Source organism: Natrononativus sp. DTA114 (assembly GCF_059736515.1).
Genome location: NZ_JCASSN010000001.1, coordinates 17738 through 37254, shown reverse-complemented (window position 1 = coordinate 37254; position 19517 = coordinate 17738). Strand labels below are relative to the sequence as shown.

Below are 19517 nucleotides of genomic sequence, written 5' to 3'. Positions count from 1 at the left end.
GCCGCAACTGGACGGTTTTTTACCCCTCGGCCTCCGAGGGGTCGACAATGACCGAGTACGACTACGACGAGCTCGGACTCGTCGCCGGGCTGGAGATCCACCAGCAACTCGATACGGCGACGAAGCTGTTCTGTGCCTGTCCAACCGACCTGCGCGAGCCCGGGGAGTCGGTCCGCGAGTTCACCCGTTACCTCCACCCCACACGGAGCGAACTGGGCGAGCTCGACCAGGCCGCCGTCGAGGAGAGCAGGGTCGACCGCGAGTTCACTTACCTCGCCTACGATTCGACCTGTCTCGTCGAGGAGGACGACGAGCCGCCGCATCGACTCGACGAGGAGGCCGTCGAGACGGTGCTCGAGGTCGCCCAGCTGATGGCGATGCGACCGGTCGACCAGGCCCACGTCATGCGAAAGATCGTCGTCGACGGCTCGAACACGTCGGGCTTCCAGCGCTCCTCTCTCGTGGCGACCGGCGGCGAGATCGAAACGGACGACGGGCCGGTCGGTATCGAGGACATGATGCTCGAAGAAGAGAGCGCCCAGCGGATCGAAGAGACCGACGACGGCGTCGTCTACAGCCTCGATAGACTGGGTATTCCGCTGGTCGAGATCGGCACGGCACCCGACATCAGCTCCCCCGAGCAGGCCCGCGAGGCCGCCGAACGGATCGGCATGCTGCTGCGCTCGACCGGCAAGGTAAAGCGCGGACTCGGCACCATCCGCCAGGACGTCAACGTCTCCATCGAAGAGGGTGCCCGCGTCGAGATCAAGGGCGTCCAGAGCCTGGACGACATCGACGACATCGTCCGCACCGAGGTCGGCCGGCAGGCCGAACTCGTCGAGATTCGCGAGGAACTCGCTGAACGCGCCGCGTCCGTCGGGAACTCGCAGGACGTAACCGATGTCTTCGAGGGCACCGACAGCGGCGTGATCGGTAGCGCGTTGCGTTCCGGTGGCTCCGTGATGGCCGTCCGCCTCGAGGGGTTCGACGGCCTCGTCGGCCGCGAGATCGTGCCCGACCGCCGGCTGGGAACCGAACTCTCCGATCACGCCAAGCGCCACGGCGCGGGCGGCATCTTCCACACGGACGAACTGCCGGCCTACGGCGTCACCGAGGAGGAGGTCGCGGCGCTTCGGGAGGAAGTCGGCGCCGCCGAGGAGGACGCCGTCGCCATCGTCGCCGCCGCGACCGACGTCGCGCAGTCGGCGATCGAGGCCACCGCCGCCCGCGCGGAGACGGCACTCGAGGGCGTCCCCGAGGAGACCCGCGGCGCGAACGAGGACGGGACGACCCGCTACCTGCGCCCGCTGCCGGGTGCGGCGCGGATGTACCCCGAGACGGACGTGCCCCCGGTTTCCCTCGATCCGAGCGAGGTTCCCGAACCCGAACTGCTCACCGCGAAGGTCGAGCGCTACCAGACCGAGTACGACTTCGACGCCGGGCTGGCGGAGCAGGTCGCCTACGGCAGACGGATGCCCGTCTTCGAGGCCGTCGTGGCCGACGGCGTCGACCCCACGCTCGCGGCGACGACCCTCGAGTCGACGGTGACCGAACTCCGTCGGGACGACGTGCCCGTCGAGAACCTCAGCCGTCACCACTTCGAGCAGGTGTTCGGGATGGCTGAAGGCGGCGACCTCGCTCGCGAGGGCGTCCCGGATCTGCTCTCGGCGCTGGCTCGAGAGCCCGACCGTTCGGCCGAGGAGGTCGCCGAAGCCGCCGGACTCGGTTCGGCAGGGGAGGACGAGGTCCGCGAGGCGGTCGTCGAGGTCGTCGAACGAAACGAGGGACAGGTCGAAGAAGAGGGAATGCAGGCGTTCTCCGGACTCATGGGCGAGTGTATGGGCGCACTCCGCGGAAAGGCCGACGGCGACCTCGTGAGTCAGTTACTCCGCGAGGAGATACAGAAGCGCGCCTGAGTCGGGTTTCGGCTACTCCCGTTGGTCCGGTCGCTCCACCGCTCGTCGGAGCAATCCGAGAAAAGTGTTGACCTCACGTTCGGTCGGATCGGCCCGGCCGTAGACCCGGCGGATCATTCGCATCGTCTTCTCGCGCTTCTCTTCGGGGTGGTTGAGTTCGACCAGCAGCCGCTCCCACTGGTCGTAACAGCGCTCGAGCAGCGGCTCCGGCGCGCGAACCCGCTCGATATCGGGAAGCTGGGTGTCGTGGGGCGCGAGTGTCAGGTTTCGAAGTTCGTAGAGGGTGATCGTCGCCGCCTGCCCGAGATTGAGAACGGGATACTCGGCGCTGGCGGGGATCGAACAGATCTCGTCGATCCGCTCGAGTTCCTCGTTGGTGAGTCCCACCCGCTCGCGCCCGAAGACGAGCGCGGTCGGGGCTTCGACGGTCGGCAGTCGCTCGGCGAGTTCGGCGGGGGTCGAGAACGGAAACCGCACGTGGTTCCGGTCGTCTTCGTTCGTGACGGCGGTACACCCGATCGTGTGGTAGTTTTCGACGAGGTGGTCGAAACTGATCTCGGTCGCGTTCGGCAGGATATCGTCACGGGCGTGGCCGGCGAAGCCGTAAGCCTCTCCATCGGGGTCGAGTTCCGGTGGATCGACGAGCAGGAGTTCCTCGAAGCCGAAGTTCTTCATCGCGCGGGCGATGGTGCCGACGTTACCCGGCGTCTTCGCACCGACGACGGCGACGGCGGGGGGCGTCCGGTTTGACGCCGACTCCGCCGCGGGCGTACCGCGGTCGCCACCGCCGGTCATTTCGACGGATACTCCGAGCCGAGGTCGACGCCGCTGTCGCGGATCTCCTCGTCGGTGAGGCCGACGCGGTCGGAAACGTCGTCGTCCAGTAGCTCCTCGTACTCGTCGGGATCCGGCTTCGGGGGCTCCGGGAGGTTGTCCGGATCAGTCGAGACGTACTCCATCCCCTCGTACCCCTCGGGGGCGCGTCCGCCCTCGAGGAACCACTCGTAGAACTGGTCCTCGAACTCGTCGGTTCCCTGGTACTCGCTGCCGCCGTCCCGGCGGAACCAGTAGACGAAGTCGGGTTCGTGTTCCTCACAGAGGACGACCTCCGAGAGCGGTTCGCCGTAAACGTAGCGAGCGGTGTTACACTCCTCGACGTTCGCGTCGCCGTGGATCAGCCAGCAGGCGTTACACGGCGCGTTGTAGAGGGTGCTCTGGAGGCGAATCAGCCGCTCGCGGTCGTTTTTCTGCATCTCCTCGAGCGGGAGAAACTCGCCGTTCTCGTCGAGGATGTCGTCCTCGTCGAAGCGCCAGCCGAACATCCCGATGCTGACTTTACCCATATCGAGTCGTTTCGCGTGGGTGGACAAAAAGTGCCTGTTCGTGCGCGTCGGTGGGTCGGCCGATCAGTCGCCTCTCGCCGGAATCGTGGTCCCTTTTTAGCTGCTCTCCCGAGTGTGGGTATGGACAGCGTCGACGCGGCTGGCCTCGGGATCGGCGACGGCCACCCGCCCCGGATCATGGGCGTGTTGAACGTCAGCGAGGAGTCGCCGTACGACCCCAGCGTCTTCGACGACCCCGCGGACGCCGCCCGCTACGTTGACGAGGCGCTCATCGGGGAGGGAGCCGACATCGTCGACATCGGCCTCGAGTCGGCGAACAAGCGCTTCGACGTGCTCACGGCCGAAGAGGAACTCGAGCGCCTCCACGTCGCCCTGGAGACGATCGACCGGGTGTCCGGCGACGCGGTCTTCTCGATCGAAACGAGATACGCCGAGGTCGCAGACGAAGCGCTCTCGAGCGGCTTTGACATGGTCAACGACATCTGCGGCTTCGCGGACCCCGAGATGTCCGTCGTCTGTGCCGACCACGACGTCGCGGTGGCGAAGATGGCGAGTCCGCCGGATCTCGAGCGGCCGGGAGCGGTCGAGGAAACCGACTGGGCCGCTCGCAAATCACCCGAGTGGGCGGCGTCCGCGGAGTACGTCGATCAGGTCTACGAGGCGCTGAAGCAGAACGGCCTCACCGAGAAGACGATCGTCGACCCCGCGTTCGGCGGCTGGAGCGAGGCCCAGACCCTCGAGGACGACCGCGAGACGTTCCGCCGGCTTCGAGAGTTCCGCGCGCTCGGCAGGCCGATGCTGGTGTCGATCAACCGGAAGAACTTCCTGGGAGAGCTCGCGGACCGCGAAACCGACGAGAGGCTACCGGTCAGTCTCGCGGCGACCTCGATGGCCGTCGAACGCGGCGCGCACGTGATCCGCACACACGACGTTGCCGAAACGCGGGACGCGGCGCTGATCGGTGCCGCGTTCACCGAACGCGACCGGCGGGTCGGCGACGACGTCACCGTTTCCCGCCTCGAGGCAGGGTCGACACGAGAACTGCGCACGCGTCTCGCCGAAGCCGGCGTAGATCCCGAACTGGCCGCCAACTGGGTTCATCAGGCGTTCGTTCTCGAGGGTCTCACGGTCGAGGACCGCACGCGACTCGAGACCGTCGCCTCGGAGCACGGCGTGGTGTGCGTCGAGCTAGCAACTGACGAGGATCTGCTGATTGGGACAGATGCGGCCATTTCGGAGGTTTCGAGCCGTCTCGGGCGCGAAAATGAGACTCTGTCGACTGTCGGCGATGCGCTCGCAGATTCGTTGCGGTAAGAGAAAGCTTATGGCGGAGGCTTCGTAAGAGGTGAGTGGACGCCGGGACGGTTCCTGGGTAGGGGTACTTCGGAACCGTTCCCGGTCCACATCGCGGAATTATTGTGGCACTACGTCGCCTAGTGATGCGCATGGAGTTTGAGGAGTGGGAACCGGTGTACGAGGCGATTGTACGTGACTTCGGCTTCGAGCGCCGCGACGACGAGCGGGCACGGGATCTGCTGGCCGAACTGACGACGCCGTTCGACCTCGAGCGCCTCGCCGCGACCCGCGGTGCGACCGTCGCGATCGCGGGCGCTGGCCCCTCGATCGACTCCGAACGGGCGCTCGAGCGCGCCGCCGGGGCGGACGTCGTGTTCGCGGCGTCGACGGCGGCGGATACGCTCGCCGACGGCGGCGTGGACGTCGACTGTCTGGTGACCGATCTCGACAAGAACCCGGAGACGGTCGTCGACCTGACCGAAAACGGAACGCCGGTCGCCGTCGCCGCCCACGGCGACAACGTGCCCGCCATCCGTGAGGTCGTCCCCAGGTGCCGGGACGCGTTCGTCCTGCCGACCACCCAGGCCGCACCAGCGGGTCCGGTTCGGAACTTCGGCGGGTTCACCGACGGCGACCGGGCGGCGTTTCTCGCCGATCACCTGGGCGCGGTCGAACTCGTCTTCGTCGGCTGGGACTTCGACGATCCCTCGGTCGACCCCGTGAAAGCGAGGAAACTCGAGTGGGCCGAGCGGCTGCTCTACTGGCTCGAGACGCGTCGGGAAGAGCGGTTCGGCGTACTCGACGGGCGGCGCGAAGGGATCGAGACGGCGGGGCTGGCCCTCGAGTGAACCAGCGGGGCGGCGTCTCGAGCTATCGCTCGACGAGACGCGACATGACGCTCGACTCCGCCTTTCGAAGCAGGGTAGAGGCCGTACTCTCCGCGCAGTCGAGCGCGTCGGCGACCGCCGCGAGCGACGCCGTCCGCGGAACGTCGTAGTAGCCGAGGTCTGTCGCGGCTTCGACAGCTTCCGCCTGGCGATCGGTCAGTCGCCCAACAATCGTCGTGTGGGGATGGTTGTACGTTCCGACCTCCACTACCCTGACGTCGATATCCGCGGGAACGCTCTCGACGAGCGCCCCGAGGTCCGCCTCCTGCCCGACGACTGTCAGAGTCATCGCCGCATCCTCGTCGTAGATGATCGGTGGAACGACGATGAGCTCCAGTCGCCCGAACGCGCGTCGAAACGCCACGTCGTCTTCTCGAGTCTCCTGGCAGACGAACACGTAGAGGGAGTCCTCGCTCGCTCGGGAGGACCGGTGCCATCGGATCGACTCCACGTCTTCGACCGCCGCCAGGTACCGGTCCGCGTCGGTCACCTCGGCGTAAAACAGTTCGTACTCGGTCGGCTCACCCGGCCTGACGTTCCACGCGAGCAACTCCTCGTACGACACGACATCCTCGTCCCGAATGAATCGCTGCATCGGGTGGAGCAACCGATCGGGCTGGCGGAGGTGAAGGGTGCAGTACTTCATGCTCGAGTTCGCCTCTGTGGATCGTCTCGGACCCGGAACATAAAGCGGCTAGGTGCTTCGACCGAATTCGTTTCCCACCGGATCTCGTACGGGTACCTGTCATGACCACCAGCCAGTCATCGACGGCGGACGGGTCCGCGGTAGCACCCCCTGGGCCGGACGGGCTACCGCTTCTGGGGAACACGCTTCAGCTTGCTCGAGACCCCGTCGGATTTTTCGAGCGCATCGCGACCTACGGCGACGTAGTCCGGTACGAGGTCGGAGGACTCCCGTTCACGATGGTGCTACACCCCGAGCACGTCGAGCGATTGCTGGTTACCGACTCGGATCTGGTCCGGAAGTTCCAGTTCGAGGCGTTCGGCGGCAACGAGTTTGCCCCCGAGGGGGTGCTGTTCACCGAGGGCGAACAGTGGAGTGCCCAGCGATCGATGCTCCAGAATGCGTTCACGCTCGAGCGGATCGAGCGGTACGGGGAGACGATGGTCGAGACGGCGGCCGAACACGCCGATCGCTGGCCGGCAGCCGGCGAGATTGCTGTCAACGACCGGTTCTCGGAGCTGACGGTAGATGTTCTCGCCCGAACGCTGTTCGATCTCGACGTCAACGAGCGGGGGGAAGCGGTCACGGACGTCGCACACGCGATCAACGAGCGGGCCGATCCGCGCTCGCTGTCGAACTTCTTTCTCCCCTCGTGGGTGCCGACCCCCAGCCAGCGTCGGTACGACCGGAGTATGGCCGCGTTCGAGGACGTCGTGGGCGAGGTGGTCGGGGAGCGACGCGGGGCCGACGACCTCGAGGAGCGCGACGACCTTCTCTCGCTGCTGCTGGTCGCTGAAGGCCTCGACGGCTACCGCCACACAGACCGGGAGCTGCGGGATCAGCTGCTCACGTTCCTCTTTGCGGGCCACGAGACGACGTCGCTGGCGCTCACGTACACGACGCTCCTGTTGGCCCGGCACTCCGAGGTACGCGACCGCCTCCGGCGGGAGTGGGCCGAGGTCCTCGGCGACGACGCTCCGACGCCGGCCGACGTCCCGCAGCTCACGTACACCGACCGGGTGCTGACGGAGGCCATGCGGCTGTATCCGCCAGCGTTCGCCGTTTTCCGGACCGCCGACCAGGACATTGACCTCGACGGCTACCTGATCCCCGAGGGGACGAACGTCACGCTGCCCCAGTTTCGGATCCACCGGGACGAACGGTTCTACGACGAGCCGGAGGCGTTCGACCCGGATCGGTGGACCGACGGCTTCAGGGACGAACTCCCCGAGTACGCCTACTTCCCGTTCGGCGGCGGGCCGCGCCACTGCATCGGGATGCGGTTCGCGCGGATGGAGCTGAAACTGGTGCTCCCGACGGTGCTCCGGCGCGTAGAACTGGACCTCCTGTCCGATCCGAACCCCGAACTCGCGCCCGGCGCGACACTTCAGCCCGCCGATAACGTTCGAATGCGGGTACGGTCGCTCGCGTAGCGCCGCGAATCGCGGCTATCGCGGCTCGAACGCGCGTTTTCCCCCCTCGAGCCGGCTCATCGCTTCCCCCGCTCGCTCGAGCGCGTTCAGGTGCGCCGCCGCCTCACCGGCCCCGAACTTGGCGTGGATGCCCGCCAGGTCGCCGAACAGATCGGTTGCGAGTTCCCACGGGGTCGCCGACCCCCGTTTCTCGAGGGCCGCGCGAACCCGATCGGTGCGCTCGCGGTGGTGGGTTCTGATTTCCGCGATGCGATCGACCTCGAGCGTCGTCCCGTGGCCCGGCCGCAGCGTCTCCGCGCGGGAGGCGAGGCGCTCGAGGCTCTCGAGATACGCCGCGAGCGGGTCGCTCGTCCGGGTGTCGCTCCCGCCGACGTTCGGAGTATAGGTCGAGAGGATGGCGTCGCCGACGAGCAGGTCCGACTCGGCCGCGAAAGCGACGTGGCCGAGCGTGTGTCCCGGCGTTGCGACCACCTCGAGACCCGCAATAGTGTCCCCGTCTTCGAGCGGTTCAACGGGCGTCGACTCCGGCATCGGTGACGGCTCGTCGCCCGACGCGACGGAACGGACGACGTCGGCAGGAACGCCCCAGCGTTCCATCGTCTCGGCGTCTCGCTCGAGGCGGCGCTCGCGTTCCGCGGCGTAGTCGGCGACCAGCGGCGCGTCGGCGGCCCCCATCGCGATCGTGGCGTCGGCCGCCTCCGCCAGCCGCGGCGCGAGTCCCGCGTGATCCGCGTGCCAGTGGGTGACGAGGACGTACTCGAGGCTCCCCAGGTCGTAATCGCATCGCTCGAGACCCGCACGCAGGTCCCCCCAGGCGCCGTCGGTCGGCGGGCCGGGGTCGACGAGGACGTCGTGCCCCGGAAGGAGATAGGCGGTGTTGTGGCCCTCGGGGGTTCCGGCGCCAACCGGAATCGGTTCCGCGGTCATACCGCTGGCCTCGCCCTCGAGTCACCTGACTCTCCCGGTCCAGTCGTGATCGGATCTCGGTAGGGAGTCCGGATCAGCCGTCGACCGGGTCGTAGGTCGTCACCTCGAGCGGGTTCCCGTCGAGGTCAGTGAAGTAGATCGAGTGCGACAGACCGTGGTCGACGACGTCCGCCGCGCGGACCGGATCGCCGCCCTCGTCCGTCAGTTCGAGTTCGGGCAGGCGCTCGAGAAATCGAGAGAACTCGTCGCCGTCAACTCCGAACGCGACCCGCCGAAAGCCGGTCGACTCGCCGGTTCGATCCGTCGCAGGCGTCCCCTCGAAGAGCGCCAGTTTCGTCCCTCCCCCGTCACCGGAGAGGATCAGCGGGCCGCCGTCGACGGCCCACCGCTCGTACTCAGACAGGATCCGGAGCCCGAGAACCCGTTCGTACCACGCGGCCGCCGCCCCGTGGGAGGACACGATCGTTTCGACGTGGTCGATCCCGATGGTGGCCGCGTCGGCGCGGTCGGGTGGAGAGTCGTCCGTCGTCATCTCGAGTAGAACCTGGACGGGAGCGGGGATAAGCGATCGCTGAACCGTACTTTGGTAGCGGTTTCGAGAGGAACTCGAGCCCCGTTTCAGGCGTCCGGCGCGAGGACTTCGATCGTCGCCTCGATCTCCTCGCTCGTCGCCCCCCGGGGGAAGCCGATCGCGATCTCGTCGATGCCGTCGATCGCCTCGAACTTCTGTAGTTCTTCGCGGGCGCGCTCGGGCGTCCCGGCCGCGCCGAGGTCGTCGAGCAACTCGTCGGAGATGTGCGAGAGCGCCTCCTCGTGGTTGCCGCTGGCCCAGGCCGCGGCGATGTCGTGGGCCTCCTCCTCGTAGCCCTGTCTCGAGAGCGACTCCCGGTAGTAGGTCCCCATCGCGCCCACGTAGAACGCCAGGTGCTGGCGGGCGAGGTCGCGCGCCCGCTCGCCGTCCTCGAGCGCGCAGGCGGTCAGCGAGAGCGTAGTCCCGACGTCCGCCGGGTCGCGGTTTCCGAGGTCGATCCCGCGCTCTAAGTCCTCGAGCCGGTCCTCGAGGCCGTCGGGGGTGAAGACGATGGCGTGCCAGCCGTCGGCGAACCGGCCGGCGAGTTCGACGGATTTCGGTCCCATACCGGCGGCGTCGATCGGAACCGGCGTCTCGGGCGGGTCACACCGCAGGCGAAAGCCGGCCAGCGAGAAGATATCGCCGTCGTAGTTCAGCGTCTCGCCGGCCATCACGGTCCGCATGATTTCGATGTACTCGCGCGTGCGACGCAGCGGGCGGTCGAACTCGACGCCGTGCCAACCCTCGATCACGGCGGGACCGCTGGGACCGATGCCGACGCGGAGTCGACCGTCGGAAACCTCCTGGAGGGTGGTCGCGGTCTGTCCCAGCAGGGCGGGCGACCGGGAGTAGACGTTGGCGATGCTCGGACCGATTCCGATCTCGTCGGTTTCGCGCGCGATGCTCGTGAGCACGGTGGCGAAATCCCGCCCCCAGGTTTCGGGGAGCCAGGCGCGGCCGTAGCCGTGATCCTCTCCGAGGCGGGCGAGATCGACGAGCGAGTCGACGCTCGGCTGTGCAGCGACGGGTAGGTGGAGCGTTCGATCTGTCATGTGTGTGGCGGTTTGAAGCGGACACGAGCGTCGATGTACGCCGCCCAGCCGATCGGTGTCGTCGAGACGATCGGGGCGTTTCTTCGTCCGTATCCGCCGTTCACGCCAAATACACAGTCAACGCTCTTAACGTTGTATACGGAGACGGATCGTGAGGCGCCGGGATGAGAGGCTCACATCCGACGCGAGGTCATCCGATCGTGTTCGATGTCCGACTCTATCGAACAAGAGAAATCCTCTTTCGAGCCGACCGCGTAGCTGTGCAACAGCGGGGGATATGTTCGACTCCACGTTTCATCTGCTGTCCGAACACCCGGTGACGCTACCGGCGTTCGCTTTTGCGCTCTGGATCAGCTACCGACTCCTGCGCCGGAGCTGGTCAGTTGTGGCCGCGGTAGCCAAGCTGGCTGCGGTTCTCGCACTGGTGCCGCTGTTCGGAGCCTTCCTTCTCGCGGAGGTCACCGACCACTGGCTCTGGGAACGTCTCGCAGCGGCGCTCGTTTCGGCGCTCTTGAGTGTCGCGGCGCTGTTCGTCGACCTCGTCGACTCGCTGTTCGCCGCGTGGCTCGAACTCGCACTCGTCGTCTCGGGCGGTCTGTGGAGTTCCGTCCAGGGGTCGGTCGCGTCGGCCGTTCCGGCGCTCTCGGGTGTCGGATTCGTTTTCGCGGTGTTCGCGTTCCAGTTTTTCGCCGGCGCGGCGGTGGTCTACGCGGTGTTCCGGGCATCCCACGAGGGGACCGCCAATGGCTGGCTGCTCGCCGCTGGCGTAGTGCTGCTCGTCTCCGGGCTGTTCGCGGCGCTGATCGGTTTCGAGACGTGGCAGCTCACGCCGTCGGTTCTCGCATCCGGACTGGTCGCGGCAACGCTGGGCCTGACACTCGGAGTGGTGTCGATGGTCGTCCTGGTCCGACCCGACTTCGGCGGCGATCCGATGCTCCCCGAGATCAAAGCGCGGCTCTTTCCACCGGAGCGATCGGACACCGAGGAGGCGTAAGGAACGCGTCGGGGCGGGAGGTTCCGTACCACCGCGGCGGAGGGGACGGCAGTCGAGCGAGCCACTCATGCCTGTGACAAGAGTTAACACAGTAGTCCCCGAACGTACCGTGAGCGTTCATCAAGCGATGCGGAACTGCAGGTGTTGATGACTGTTGTGACGGATGCTCGTCGCCGAGGGAAGAACCCATGACAGCCACACCATCGGATAGAGACGCGGAGGGGGAGATCCACCGGGGCGTGGATAACGGGACCGAAATCACCAAACGCGGGGTGGAGGAGTTGCGCTTCCGTTCGGACGACCAGGAGTGCGCCGCGACGCTGTACCGACCAGCCACTCCCGCCGGGGGTGACGCTCCCTGTATCGTGATGGGAAACGGCTTCAGCCTAACCCGCCGCGATGGGCTGCCCCGCTTCGCCGAACGGTTTGCGAGCGCTGGCATCGCGGCGCTGACCGTCGACTTCCGTCACTTTGGAGACAGCGGCGGCGAACCCCGCCAACTGGTCGACTATCAGCGCCAGCGAGCCGACCTCGCCGCCGCCGTTTCCTTCGCCCGCAGGCTCGAGGGGATCGACGCCGATCGGATCGCCGTATGGGGATTCTCGTTCGGCGGCGGACACGGCATCCACGTTGCCGCACGCGACGACCGGCTGGCGGCGGTCGTTTCGATGTTCCCGATGCTCGACGGCCTGAGAGCGGCGCTGGAGTACGGCCCGCGCAGCAACGTGCGGTACGTCGCCGCCACGGGGCGTGCGATGCTGGGCCGCCGTCCGATTCGAATGGCCGTGACCGGACCGCCGGGGACTCGAGCGATGCTGACCCAGCCGGAGGCGGAACCCGGCTTCGACGCCGTACGTGGGACAGGTTCGCGTTGGCGCAACGAGTTTCTCGCGAAACCGACCCAGTCCATCGTGGAAGTCCGGCCGGTGCGTTACGCCGACCGCGTACGCTGTCCGTCGCTACTCTGTCTCGCAACCGAGGACACCATCGTGCCCGCTCGAGCCATCGTGTGCGCCGTCGACCGCGCTCCTCGCGGTGAGTTGCGTCGCTATTCCATCGGTCACTTCGATGGATTCCTCGATGCGTTCGATGACGTTGTGGCCGACCAGATCGAGTTCCTCGACCGTCATCTCGAGCCGTCACCGTCGGCCTGAGCGGTCGCGTACGCGGTAACGTACAAATGGAACCGCCGACTCACGATCGTAGCACATACGAGGATCGAAAAAGCACGTCCGAATCGGCTCAGAAGAGCGCGTCGAGTTCGTTTCCGGTGTCCATCAGGTTCGCGAAGTCGTTCTGGCTACGGGCGCGGATCGCCTCACCGTTGGCCTTCGCCTCCATCGCGATCCCCTGGAGCTGTTTGACCCGCGGGACGTCCGTCACTCCCGAGAGGAGGACGATGCTGCCGACCTCGCCGGAGCCGGACAGGGGATAGTCGCCGCCGCGGACCTCCATCGAGCCGGTTTCCTCCTCGAGCCAGGACCGGCCGCGTTCGACGCCCTTCCGGTTGAGGTGGGTCGGCGCGCCCGTAGCGACGACGAGCGCGCGGTCAGTGCTCGAGACTTCGCAGGGGAGCGTGAGTCGTCCCAGCGTCGCCTTCCGGACGAGGCTCGTCATCCGATTGGTTGCGGAGATCTCGTTATCGTCGTCGTCGCCGCTGCTGAATCGCGAGAGCAGGCCGCCGCCGGAAGTGTCGACAGTCTCGGTCGCGTAGCCGATCGTCGAGATACCGCCGCCGGAGAGCGTGTTGATGATCTCCGAGGAGTCGACGACGCTTTCGGCGACGGTGTCGCCCGAGCCGACCTCGCCGGCAGCGAACAACAGCCCGAACCGTTCGACAATTTCGCGGTTGATCCGGTCGTAGCCGCCGCAGACGGACTCGCCGGTCTGTCGCCACGAGTCGTTGTCGAAGACCAGCAGGTTATCCACCTCGTGAACGAACGTCTGGAACGACCTGGCCGCGTTCAGGGTGTAGATACCGCCCTCGTCCGTGCCGGGCAGCACACCCAGCCCGTACACCGGCTCGGTGTAGATTCGTTTGAGGTGTTTCGCGAGCACGGGCGCGCCGCCACTGCCGGTGCCACCGCCCATGCCGGCCACGATCAGGAACGCGTCGAGATCGTGAACCGGAACGCGGTCGATTGCGGCCTGGATCTCTCCGATATCTTCCTCAGTGACGGCCGCCCCGAGTTCGTTGTCGGCACCGACGCCGTGGCCTTTCACGCGCGACTGACCGACGAGTACGCGGTTCTCCTCGGGGACTCGATCGAGGCCCTGGAGGTCGGCCGTCGCGGAGTTGACCGCGATCGCTCCTTCGACAAAACCGTTGTCGATCGATGCGTCGTAGGCGATGAATTCGTCGACGATCTTCCCGCCTGCCTGTCCGAAACCGATGAGTGCGAGTTTCATTGGTGTTCATCCGTGGGCGCTTACACCCGGGCGAGGAGTACCGCTCGACCACGACTGCCCGGCGGTGTAAACGCTTGCCACACTCACAGGTATCCTGGACATGTGTATTGTTATGGCCGGGATACGATGGAACAGAAGACAGTAACGAGTTCGTGACTATCAGTAATCGACGGCTGAATCCGACTGCTGTCGTCGGGTTTCGTCTCAGCTGCCATCGACTCTCGCTCGATCGGGCCGATTCGCAAACTGATCGCTCCGAGAGTAAGTCCTATAGGCGATGGTAGCTAACCGTCAGATCATGGATGATGTCGCTCCGTCTGCAACCCGACGGCGTGTGCTCGCCGGGCTCGGAGTGGCAACTGCGAGTGCACTCGCGGGCTGTTCGGAGCGATTCTGGTCTCGAGCCGAGAACTCCTCGCCCGAGCAGGTTTCGCTGACGATCAAGACGCTGCCCTCCGACGACGACCCGATCGCCACGAAGATCTCGAGCAAACTCGACGAGAACTTCACCACCGCGGGCATCGACGTGGTCCGTGAACCGGTCGGTGAAGCGGAACTCTACCGGGAGGTGCTCATCGATCGTGATTACGATCTGTTCGTCGCCCGCCACCCCGGGTTCGACGAACCGGACGCGTTACACTCGCTGCTTCACTCCCGGTTCGTTAGCGAACAGGGCTGGCAGAATCCCTTCAGTTACTCCGACGTGAGCGCGGACGAACTCCTCGAACAACAGCGCATCGAATCGGGTGACAGCCGTCGGGCGACGCTCTCGGAACTGTTCGAGCACCTCCTCGAGACCGCACCGTACACCGTCGTCGCGTTTCCGGACCACGTCGGCGCGTCGAACGGAACGCTCGAGATGACAGAGCCCCCGCGCACCCTGATGGACTACGTCGACCTGCTCGGTCAAACGCCCGACGACGGGCCGCGAGACGATGCACTCCGCGTCGGGCTGTTCGGCCAGCGGATCGGCACTCGCCTGAACCCCATCGTTGTCGATCTTCGGGACGTGACGACCCAACTCGGGTTGTTGTACGACCCGCTCGTCAGGTGGATCGACGGCGAAGAAACGCCCTGGCTGGCCGAAGAGGTCGAGTGGGATCACGAAGACGAGCGGGCGCGGGCCACCGTTACGCTCCGCGAGGGAACCACCTGGCACGACGGGGAGACCATAGACGCCAGCGACGTCGAGTTCACGTACCGGTTCCTCTCGGACACCTCGCTTGGCGAGATCGATAGTGGCGTTCCCGCTCCCCGATACCGGGGCCGACAGACCCTCGTTTCCGACGTCGCCGTACTCGACGACGAACGCGTCCGCTTCTGGTTCGAAGACGCGACTCCGGAGGTGGCCCGGCGGGCCTTTTCGGTCCCGCTTCTCCCCGAACACATCTGGGAGCCGATGTCGGAAGTCATCGGCGACCACCGGACGGAGGCACTCGCCTGGGACAACGAGGAGCCAGTTGGCTCCGGGCTGTTCGCGTTCACGGATTCGAGCGACGAAGTCCTGGCACTCGAGCCGTTCGAGGACCACGTGTTCCGAACGCTCGAGGCGGACGAGCGCCCGTCAGGGTTCGATGGGTTCTCCCAGTTCGAGGGCCTCGAGTTCCACATCGCGCCCAACGCCGGAACGGCGATCGAAGCGCTGGCGGCGGGCGAGATCGATCTGATCGCGAGCGATCTGCGCGCCGACAGCGGAGCCGAGGTCGAGGACCGCGACGAGCTCTCGCTCGTTTCGACCGGGACTAGAGCGTTCTACATCGTCGGATACAACCTTCATCACCCCGAGTTGACGAACCTGCGATTTCGTCAAATCCTCTCACAGTTGATCGACCGCGAGTATATGGTCGAGGAGTTCTTCAACGGTCGCGCCGAGGCGGCGACGACGCGAAGCTCGCTCGTGGGTCTTCACCCCGACGACTGGCACCACCAGACGACGGTGGGCGTTCCGGAGTTCCCCGGCGAAGACGGCGACGTCGACCGCGACGCGGTACAGGCGCTGTTCGAGGAGGTCGGCTACCGGTATGACGACGGCGAACTCCTCTCGTGAAGCCGTCGGTAACGTCTACAGGAGTTTCGGCGTCGACTCGCACCCGTCTCGTCGCAGTCGCCCGGTCAGTGCGGTCGCTGCGTTCGTCCTCACGAGAGAACAGCGCTCTCGCGAACGGCGTTTCGATGACGGGGCGGTCGCCTCGTAGAAGTTAAACCACGGCATGACGTATCTGTCATAATGGCACTCATCGGTGTCGTCCTCGAGCTAGCCCTCATCGTGTTGACGATGCTCGTCACGGCGACCCTGGTCATCGTCGGCCCCCGTCGCATCGTCGTAGCGATCGGTGATTTCAGATGGCGCCTCGAGGTCGCCGCGCTTCCGCTCGCCGTTCTCGCGAGCGTCCTCGTTCTGCGGTGGGGAACCGCTGACATCCTACCGCGGCTGTCGGAGCGCGTCGTCGGCGTCCGGATCACCGGCTATCTCTTCGAACTCGAGCGCTCGTTGTTCGGCGAGAACCCCGTCGCGATCCTCCAGTCGTTTCAGTCACCTGAACTCACCTCCTACTTCGTGTTCATCTACATCTACGGCTACGCGTTCCTGTTGCTGTTCCCGTTCGTCGCCTACTTCGCTCTCGAGGAGATGGACGAGCTATCGTCACTGATTCTGGCGTACACGGCGAACTACGCCATCGGACTGGTCTGTTACGTACTGTTCATCGCCTACGGGCCGCGCAACTTCGATACGCTGCTGTTCGAGAACGTGCTGTACAGCGCGTTTCCCGAGTCCGGATATCTCACCTACACCGTCAACGAGAGCACCAACGTCTTCCCCTCGTTACACACCTCGATGGCGATGACGGTGTTCTTCCTCGCGATCCTCTTCCGGAACCGGTATCCGCTCTGGGTTCCCGTTTCCGGCGTTCTCGCGATCAGCGTCGTCCTCTCGACGATGTATCTCGGCATCCACTGGTTTTCTGACGTCGTCGCCGGAACGATCCTCGCGGCCGTCAGCGTCTACATCGGTGTGAACTACTCGATCCACGGCATCACCAGGACTCTCCAGCTCTACATCGGCTCCCGGCTCGAGGGAGACGGGCAGGCGGGCAGTCGGTGATCGGGGACCGCCGACCGCTCGACTCGGCGAGCCTTCGCTAGTCGGGACGAGTCCTTTGTCGGGCGGCGTTGGAGAGCGCGTATGAGGATACACTGGCACCGTCGCGACCTCCGGACCACTGACAACAGGGGACTCTCGCAGGCTACCGAGGTGGACCCTGTCGTCCCCGTCTTCGTTCTCGATCCGACGATCCTCGAGCACGCGTCACCGGTTCGCGTCACCGGGATGCTCGAGGCCCTCGAGGCGCTCCGTGGACGGTACCGCGAGCACGATAGCGACCTGCTCGTCCGGCGGGGCGAGCCAAGCGCGGTCCTGCCGGAGCTCGCCGAGGCGTTCGACGCCGACAGCGTCGTCTGGAACGACGATTACAGCGGGCTCGCCCGCGAGCGCGACCGGGCTGTACGGGCGGCCCTCGAGGACGACGGCGTCTCCTGTGAAACCGTCCACGATGTGCTTCATCACGAACCCGGATCGATCACGCCGAACGAGGGAGATCACTACTCGGTGTTCTCGTACTTCTGGAAGAAGTGGGCCGACCGCGAGAAAGCCGACCCGCTCGAGTCCCCGCCCGCGGCGGCGCTCGCGGACGTGAGCGAGCGGAGCGAGCCGCTGCCGACGCGCGAGGAGTTGGGATTCGACGCCCCCGAGGCTGCGACGCCGACGGTGACGCCCGAGGCCGCTCGAGACCGCCTCGCCTCGTTCTGTAACGAGGCGATCTTCCGGTACGACGAGTTCCGCGACGAGCCCGCGGCAGACGGGACCTCACGGCTGTCGGTCCACCTGAAGTGGGGAACGGTGGGCGCTCGGGAAGTGTACGCGGCGACCGACGCCGCACGGCAACGCGCGGCCGACGACGCCGAGCGGGATTCCGTCGAGGCGTTCCAGCGGCAGTTGGCCTGGCGGGAGTTTTACGCCCACGTCCTCGCATTCAACCCGCGAACCGTGGCGGAGGATTTCAGCGGCTACGAACGAGAGATCGAGTGGCGAGACGACGAGACGGAGCTCGAGGCCTGGAAGGCCGGCGAAACTGGTTATCCGATCGTCGACGCCGGCATGCGCCAACTGCGCGAGGAAGCGTGGGTCCACAACCGGATTCGGATGGTCGTCGCCTCGTTTCTCACGAAAGACCTCCTGATCGACTGGCGGACGGGGTACGACTGGTACCGGCGCAAACTCGCGGATCACGAAACCGCGAACGACGTGGGCGGCTGGCAGTGGGCCGCGTCGACCGGCACCGACGCCCAGCCGTACTTTCGGGTGTTCAACCCGATGACGCAGGGGGAGAAACACGACCCCGATGCGGCGTACATTCAGCGGTACGTGCCGGAACTCGAGGCGGCGACGCCGGAACAGATCCACGGCTGGCATGAACTCCCACCGGACGAGCGAGCGACGGTTGCACCCGAGTATGCGGGGCCGATCGTCGACCATGCCGATCGCCGGGAGCGGGCGATCGAAGCGTTCGAGCGAGCACGGGGGCCCTGACGGGCCATTTAATTACCGATAGAAATTCCCGATATTGGCTCACGATCTCCGGAAAACGGCGAATATTTCCTGCTTTTGTCCACACCAACTCGCCATGCTTATAATGCCATCTACTGTAGCGCGATTCACGCAAATGTCCGGAGAGTCTTCATATGCCGAGACGCCGCCGAGTCAAGCGATCATCGAGGCGGTTGCGCAAGAGGAGGGAATCGAGGCCACGGAAGTCGAACCACCCGAGTACGCGCCACTATACACAGTCGTCAACCCCGAAGCACTCGACGAACTGTTCGAGCCGACCCAGCGAGGCGGCGACCGCGTTGGCGGCCGTGTCACCCTCGAGTACGAGGGATACGAGGTCGTCGTCCGCAGCGACGGAACGGTCGAACTCTGTGAACGGTCTTCCTCGGACGGGTCGATAAACAGCGCGACGAACTGACGGCTCACTCGGCCCAGTAGGCTTCGCCCGGCGTTTCTTCGAATATCGCACGGTCGAGCAGCCCGATCGCCTTCTCTAACCCCTCTCGAGAGCTGGTCAGCGAGTCCTCGTGTTCGATCGAGAGCGTTCCGTCGTAGCCGACCATCCGTAACGTCGAGACGATGTCCTTCCAGTGCTCCTCGCCGTGGCCGTAGCCGACCGACCGGAATAGCCAGGCGCGATTGCGTTCGTCGTCGTAGGGCGTGGTGTCGAGGATCCCCTTCTCCCGGGCCTGTTCCTCGTAGATTCGCGTATCCTTCGCGTGGAAGTGGTGGATCGCGTCGTCCAGATAGCGGATCGCGTCGGTGACCGAGATTCCCTGCCAGTAGAGGTGGGAGGGATCGAAGTTCGAGCCGATCCGCTCGCCCGTCGCCTCGCGCAATCGAGCCATGCCGTGGGGTTCGGACACCAGCATATTCGGATGCATCTCGATCGCGACGTCGACGCCGTGATCGTCGGCGAACGCGGCGATTTCGCTCCAGTACTCCTCGGCGACCTCCCACTGGTACTCGAGGGCGTCGGCGTGTTCGGTCGGCCACGGCGCGGTGATCCAGTTGGGAACCTCGTCGTTCGGTCCCCCGGCGGGAAGCCCCGAAAAACAGGTGACGACGCCGACATCGAGCTGATCGGCCAGTCTGATCGCCTCCCGGAGTTCCCTGTCCGACTCGGCCGCCCGCTCTTCGTCGGGGTGGATCGGGTTGTTGTGGGTCGCGAGCGCGCTGATCTCCATCTCGTACTCCTCGAGGAGGTCGCGGATCTCAGCCTGCGCGTCCTCGTCGTCGAGGACCTCCTCGCGGACGAGGTGGTCTTGGCCCGGGTGGCCGCCGACGCCGGGTTCGATCGCGCTGACGCCGCGGTCGCTGAGATACGCCAGCGCTCCCTCGAGCGATTCGTCGGCCAGCGGTGGGGTGTGAACGCCGATTTGCATACGCGAAAACCAA

Annotated in this window: 18 protein-coding genes; 10 read left to right on the top strand and 8 right to left on the bottom strand. The window is 65.9% G+C overall.

What is annotated here, in order from left to right:
* The first annotated feature begins 47 nt into the window (after window positions 1-47).
* Window positions 48-1916, top strand: a complete 1869-nt coding sequence (gene gatE, locus AC6I6S_RS00190) for a Glu-tRNA(Gln) amidotransferase subunit GatE (RefSeq protein ID WP_497947695.1) — start codon at window positions 48-50, stop codon at window positions 1914-1916.
* Between the two features lie 12 nt (window positions 1917-1928).
* Here gatE and AC6I6S_RS00185 read toward each other — a convergent pair whose 3' ends face one another.
* Complete coding sequence (locus AC6I6S_RS00185) at window positions 1929-2711, bottom strand: RNA methyltransferase (RefSeq protein ID WP_497947694.1); 783 nt, start codon at window positions 2709-2711, stop codon at window positions 1929-1931.
* The gene (locus AC6I6S_RS00180) at window positions 2708-3259 is read right to left on the bottom strand and encodes a DUF8114 family protein (protein ID WP_497947693.1); all 552 of its coding nucleotides are present in this window, start codon (window positions 3257-3259) and stop codon (window positions 2708-2710) included. Before AC6I6S_RS00180 ends, AC6I6S_RS00185 begins: the two co-directional genes overlap by 4 nt.
* Before the next feature lie 120 nt (window positions 3260-3379).
* On the opposite strand from AC6I6S_RS00180, the gene folP reads away from it, so the two are divergent.
* Both folP and AC6I6S_RS00170 read left to right on the top strand, forming a co-directional pair.
* Complete coding sequence (gene folP, locus AC6I6S_RS00175; protein WP_497947692.1) at window positions 3380-4573, top strand: dihydropteroate synthase; 1194 nt, start codon at window positions 3380-3382, stop codon at window positions 4571-4573.
* Window positions 4574-4704: 131 nt separating this feature from the next.
* Window positions 4705-5403: a 6-hydroxymethylpterin diphosphokinase MptE-like protein gene (locus AC6I6S_RS00170; protein WP_497947691.1), complete on the top strand. Its 699-nt coding sequence runs from the start codon at window positions 4705-4707 to the stop codon at window positions 5401-5403.
* 22 nt (window positions 5404-5425) lie between these two features.
* Here AC6I6S_RS00170 and AC6I6S_RS00165 read toward each other — a convergent pair whose 3' ends face one another.
* Window positions 5426-6088, bottom strand: a complete 663-nt coding sequence (locus AC6I6S_RS00165) for a helix-turn-helix domain-containing protein (RefSeq protein ID WP_497947690.1) — start codon at window positions 6086-6088, stop codon at window positions 5426-5428.
* A 101-nt stretch (window positions 6089-6189) separates the two neighbouring features.
* Here AC6I6S_RS00165 and AC6I6S_RS00160 point away from each other — a divergent pair, with 101 nt between their 5' ends.
* Window positions 6190-7560, top strand: a complete 1371-nt coding sequence (locus tag AC6I6S_RS00160) for a cytochrome P450 (protein ID WP_497947689.1) — start codon at window positions 6190-6192, stop codon at window positions 7558-7560.
* A 15-nt stretch (window positions 7561-7575) separates the two neighbouring features.
* Here AC6I6S_RS00160 and AC6I6S_RS00155 read toward each other — a convergent pair whose 3' ends face one another.
* The 3 genes from AC6I6S_RS00155 to AC6I6S_RS00145 all read right to left on the bottom strand — a co-directional run bounded on the left by AC6I6S_RS00155 (window position 7576) and on the right by AC6I6S_RS00145 (window position 10110).
* Window positions 7576-8487 (bottom strand): MBL fold metallo-hydrolase, encoded by a 912-nt coding sequence (locus AC6I6S_RS00155; RefSeq protein ID WP_497947688.1) that lies wholly within the window; start codon window positions 8485-8487, stop codon window positions 7576-7578.
* Window positions 8488-8560: 73 nt separating this feature from the next.
* Entirely contained in the window at window positions 8561-9019 is a 459-nt protein-coding gene (locus tag AC6I6S_RS00150; protein ID WP_497947687.1) for a VOC family protein, read from the bottom strand.
* Between the two features lie 86 nt (window positions 9020-9105).
* Window positions 9106-10110, bottom strand: a complete 1005-nt coding sequence (locus tag AC6I6S_RS00145) for a TIGR04024 family LLM class F420-dependent oxidoreductase (protein ID WP_497947686.1) — start codon at window positions 10108-10110, stop codon at window positions 9106-9108.
* A 277-nt stretch (window positions 10111-10387) separates the two neighbouring features.
* Between AC6I6S_RS00145 and AC6I6S_RS00140 the strand changes: the two genes are divergently transcribed.
* Both AC6I6S_RS00140 and AC6I6S_RS00135 read left to right on the top strand, forming a co-directional pair.
* Entirely contained in the window at window positions 10388-11104 is a 717-nt protein-coding gene (locus AC6I6S_RS00140) for a hypothetical protein (RefSeq protein ID WP_497947685.1), read from the top strand.
* Between the two features lie 188 nt (window positions 11105-11292).
* On the top strand, window positions 11293-12258 hold the full coding sequence (locus AC6I6S_RS00135; protein WP_497947684.1) for an alpha/beta hydrolase: 966 nt from the start codon (window positions 11293-11295) through the stop codon (window positions 12256-12258).
* An 88-nt stretch (window positions 12259-12346) separates the two neighbouring features.
* Here AC6I6S_RS00135 and AC6I6S_RS00130 read toward each other — a convergent pair whose 3' ends face one another.
* Window positions 12347-13513, bottom strand: a complete 1167-nt coding sequence (locus AC6I6S_RS00130; RefSeq protein WP_497947683.1) for a tubulin/FtsZ family protein — start codon at window positions 13511-13513, stop codon at window positions 12347-12349.
* Between the two features lie 298 nt (window positions 13514-13811).
* Here AC6I6S_RS00130 and AC6I6S_RS00125 point away from each other — a divergent pair, with 298 nt between their 5' ends.
* The 4 genes from AC6I6S_RS00125 to AC6I6S_RS00110 all read left to right on the top strand — a co-directional run bounded on the left by AC6I6S_RS00125 (window position 13812) and on the right by AC6I6S_RS00110 (window position 18537).
* Complete coding sequence (locus AC6I6S_RS00125) at window positions 13812-15560, top strand: ABC transporter substrate-binding protein (protein WP_497947682.1); 1749 nt, start codon at window positions 13812-13814, stop codon at window positions 15558-15560.
* Window positions 15561-15740: 180 nt separating this feature from the next.
* A complete protein-coding gene (locus AC6I6S_RS00120; RefSeq protein WP_497947681.1) occupies window positions 15741-16616 on the top strand; it encodes a phosphatase PAP2 family protein in 876 nt (291 codons plus the stop codon).
* Window positions 16617-16697: 81 nt separating this feature from the next.
* Window positions 16698-18101 carry a cryptochrome/photolyase family protein gene (locus AC6I6S_RS00115; protein WP_497947680.1) on the top strand — a complete coding sequence of 468 codons (1404 nt, stop codon included), beginning with the start codon at window positions 16698-16700 and terminating at the stop codon, window positions 18099-18101.
* A gap of 133 nt (window positions 18102-18234) precedes the next feature.
* Entirely contained in the window at window positions 18235-18537 is a 303-nt protein-coding gene (locus AC6I6S_RS00110; RefSeq protein ID WP_497947679.1) for a HalOD1 output domain-containing protein, read from the top strand.
* A 4-nt stretch (window positions 18538-18541) separates the two neighbouring features.
* Here AC6I6S_RS00110 and AC6I6S_RS00105 read toward each other — a convergent pair whose 3' ends face one another.
* A complete protein-coding gene (locus AC6I6S_RS00105; protein WP_497947678.1) occupies window positions 18542-19504 on the bottom strand; it encodes a sugar phosphate isomerase/epimerase family protein in 963 nt (320 codons plus the stop codon).
* Window positions 19505-19517: the final 13 nt, after the last annotated feature.